This is a genomic window from Kitasatospora sp. NPDC056783, from assembly GCF_042789895.1.
In the GTDB taxonomy this organism is placed as follows: Bacteria; Actinomycetota; Actinomycetes; order Streptomycetales; family Streptomycetaceae; genus Kitasatospora.
Genome location: NZ_JBHUAF010000638.1, coordinates 1 through 2458 on the forward strand (window position 1 = coordinate 1; position 2458 = coordinate 2458).

The 2458-nt window shown below is 76.3% G+C and carries 4 protein-coding genes; 2 read left to right on the top strand and 2 right to left on the bottom strand.

The genetic code is table 11. The features are described from left to right. Positions 1-48 precede the first annotated feature (48 nt). Positions 49-348, top strand: coding sequence for a hypothetical protein (locus ACFRMQ_RS40125; RefSeq protein ID WP_380735847.1), 300 nt, complete (start codon positions 49-51; stop codon positions 346-348). A 54-nt stretch (positions 349-402) separates the two neighbouring features. Here ACFRMQ_RS40125 and ACFRMQ_RS40130 read toward each other — a convergent pair whose 3' ends face one another. Continuing rightward, complete coding sequence (locus ACFRMQ_RS40130; RefSeq protein ID WP_380735848.1) at positions 403-1014, bottom strand: hypothetical protein; 612 nt, start codon at positions 1012-1014, stop codon at positions 403-405. Positions 1015-1048: 34 nt separating this feature from the next. After that, positions 1049-1597, bottom strand: coding sequence for an RBBP9/YdeN family alpha/beta hydrolase (locus ACFRMQ_RS40135; protein ID WP_380735849.1), 549 nt, complete (start codon positions 1595-1597; stop codon positions 1049-1051). 253 nt (positions 1598-1850) lie between these two features. On the opposite strand from ACFRMQ_RS40135, the gene ACFRMQ_RS40140 reads away from it, so the two are divergent. After that, the gene (locus tag ACFRMQ_RS40140; RefSeq protein ID WP_380735850.1) at positions 1851-2417 is read left to right on the top strand and encodes a DJ-1/PfpI family protein; all 567 of its coding nucleotides are present in this window, start codon (positions 1851-1853) and stop codon (positions 2415-2417) included. Positions 2418-2458: the final 41 nt, after the last annotated feature.

Genomic DNA, 2458 nt, shown 5'->3' on the forward strand with positions numbered 1-2458 from the left:
GTACGGGTACTCATGCGGGGCCGGGGCCCGTCGGCGGACGATGGCCGCATGCCGCACAGCTTCCTCGGCGTCCCCGCCGTCCTCTGCCCCTCGACCGGCTACCTGGCGGGCTCCCTGCTGATCGGCCTCGCCGCCGCCCGGGAGATCCGCTCCGGGTCGCACGGCGCCGCCGGGTGGCAGTGGACGGCGGTGGTGTGGACGATGCCGGGTTTCCTGTCCGCGATGACCCTCAGCCCCTTCCCGGAGGGCACGGGGGCGCGCTTCCTGTCCGCCACCGCGCTGGGCGCGGCCGGCAACGCGGCACTGCTGGCGCTCGGCGCGCACGCGCTGGGCCTCGGCTGGGGATGAATCACCCTCCCGTGCCCGGCCGCCTGGTCGCCCGGCCGGCCGCCCGCTGCCGGACTACCGCGCCTCGACCGGCTCCCCGCTGTCCTGGTCGAGGTTGAACACCCGCCGGTAGGAGTCGGTCACCACCGTGACCTGCGAGCGCCCGGTCCAGCTCGCCTCCACCAGCCGGGCGTCGTCCGGGCCCCCGCCGACGTCCGCGAGCGACCACCGTCGGGCCGACCACCCCGCGCCGCTCTCCAACAGCACCTGCCAGTGCTCGCCCGCCCCCGGCCCGGTGGCGTACGAGCGGTGCACCACCACCAGGACGCTCTCGGCCCCGGCCGGGGCGTCCTCCCGGCTGCGGGTCTCGGCCGCCGACACCTTGTGGGCGGACAGCACACCGAGCAGGAACACCACCCCGGCGGTCACCGTGACCGTCCGGGTGGCCGTCCGTACGGCGGTGCGCAGGTCGCCCAGCCAGGCGGCCGCGATCAGCGCGGCCAGCGCCCCGCCGAGCAGCGGCTCCGGCCGGTTGAGCAGGTCGGCGACCAGCATCCGCCCGCCCGAGCGGCTCTCCCACTGCCCCTCGGTGTAGAGCAGGACGGCGGCCAGCCCGCCCACCGCCAGCAGCCGGACGAGGACGCGCCTGGCCCGCGGGCCGCGCCCGGTCATCGTCTTGCGGTTCATCGTCCCGGTGCCCCCGTTTCCCCCGTCGCCGCGGTCACAGCCCGGCGAGCAGTTCGCGGCCCTCCGGCCAGTCGCCCAGCCCGGAGTCGGCGTTGAGGTGCCCGTACGCGCCCGGCTCGACGTACCGGGCGCCCCAGGCGGCGGCGAAGGCACGGGCCCGCTCGGCGGACACCCACGGGTCGTCGGTCGAGGAGACCACGACGGCCGGGAAGGGGAGACGCGCCGACGTCACCGGCCGGAAGTCCACCAGCTCCGGGTCCTCGGCGGTGTCGACGTCCGCCGGGGCCACCAGCAGCGCGCCCCGGACGGCGGCGGTCCGCTCGGCCGGCGCGGTGGCCGCCCAGTGGGCCGCGGTGACGCAGCCCAGGCTGTGGGCGACCAGCACCACCGGGCCCTCGGCGGCGGCCGCGGCCACCGCCGCGTCCACCCGTGCCACCCAGTCCGTCCGCCGCGGGTGGTCCCAGTCCGCCTGCTCGACCCGGCGGAAGGAGCGGGGCTCGGCGGCCTCCCAGCGGGTCTGCCAGTGCTCGGGGCCGGAACTCCGGTAGCCGGGGAGGACGAGGTGGATGGTGCGGTCCGGCATGGGCTCCTCCGGGGCAGGACGGTCGTGGGCAGCAGGAGTCTAGGGCGCGGGCGGCCGGCCCCCGCAGCCGGGCGGTCCACCGGCGCGCACTCCCCGCAACCGGCGCACGCGCCTCCGTATGCGCCGTCGTACGCCTGGTGCGCCCCATTGCCAGCGGTACGGCCGGTGCGGGAGGTTGGACCGGGCCCGGGCCGTTCGCCACCGCCGGGCCCGTACCGGACCTGAGGCTCGACCACGTGGAGGGATGTCGGCGATGACATCGAAGATCCTGCTCGTCACCGGGGACGCCGCCGAATCACTGGAGGTGTTCTACCCCTACCAACGGCTTCGCGAGGAGGGCTACCAGGTCGACATCGCCGCCCCGACCAAGAAGCGCCTGCGGTTCGTGGTGCACGACTTCGTCGAGGGGTTCGACACCTACACCGAGGCGCCCGGCTACACCTGGCCCGCCGACCTCGCCTTCGCCGACGTCGACCCGGCCGACTACGCGGCCCTCGTCATCCCCGGCGGACGCGCCCCCGAGTACCTGCGCAACGACCCCGACGTGCAGCGGATCGCCCGGCACTTCTTCGCCGAGGACAAGCCCGTCGCCCAGATCTGCCACGGCCCGCTGATCACCGCCGCGGCCGGCCTGCTGGACGGCCGCCGCACCGCCGCCTACCCGGCCCTGGCCCCCGACATCAAGGCGGCGGGCGCCGAGTTCGTCGACGGCGAGGCGGTGGTGGACGGCGTGGTCGTCTCGGCCCGCGCCTGGCCCGACCACCCGGCCTGGCTCCGCGCCTTCCTGGAGATCCTGCGCACCAAGGCCCCGCTCGGCTGACGCCGGCACCCCCGAGAGAACCCGGAGCCGCACCCCGAGAC

Excerpts from the sequence above, each read along its gene's own strand:
- ACFRMQ_RS40130 (WP_380735848.1), bottom strand. The coding sequence starts at position 1,014 with ATGAACCGCAAGACGATGACCGGGCGCGGCCCGCGGGCCAGGCGCGTC.
- ACFRMQ_RS40135 (WP_380735849.1), bottom strand. The coding sequence starts at position 1,597 with ATGCCGGACCGCACCATCCACCTCGTCCTCCCCGGCTACCGGAGTTCC.
- ACFRMQ_RS40140 (WP_380735850.1), top strand. The coding sequence starts at position 1,851 with ATGACATCGAAGATCCTGCTCGTCACCGGGGACGCCGCCGAATCACTG.
- ACFRMQ_RS40125 (WP_380735847.1), top strand. The coding sequence starts at position 49 with ATGCCGCACAGCTTCCTCGGCGTCCCCGCCGTCCTCTGCCCCTCGACC.